At 54.2% G+C, this 321-nt stretch carries 1 protein-coding gene; it reads left to right on the plus strand.

Translation table 11 applies throughout. The features are described from left to right. Positions 1-321 (plus strand): calcium-binding protein (locus FGE21_RS19970; RefSeq protein WP_305037104.1); only part of this gene is annotated, 321 nt, incomplete at both ends.

Genomic DNA, 321 nt, shown 5'->3' on the forward strand with positions numbered 1-321 from the left:
AGGCCTTGCTGGTAATGATGTTTTGAACGGCGGCGAGGGTGGTGATGTTTATCAGTACAGCCTTGGCGACGGGAACGACCTGATTGTTGATTGGGACAATGATGCGGGTGTTGTGGACCGGCTTGTTCTGAACGGGATCAGCGCAGCGGACGTGTCGTTTGCTTCGACTGGTGGCGAAGATCTGGTTGTCACCTTCTCAAACGGCGAGCGGGTGACAGTACGCGATCACTTTGCCGAGCACGATGACAATACGATTGAAGAAATCGAGTTCTCTGATGGCATCCTGAGCACAGCCGCGATCCGCAACAAATCGGTTGCGGA

The organism is Phaeobacter sp. B1627, assembly GCF_006265095.1.
Lineage (GTDB): Bacteria > Pseudomonadota > Alphaproteobacteria > Rhodobacterales > Rhodobacteraceae > Epibacterium.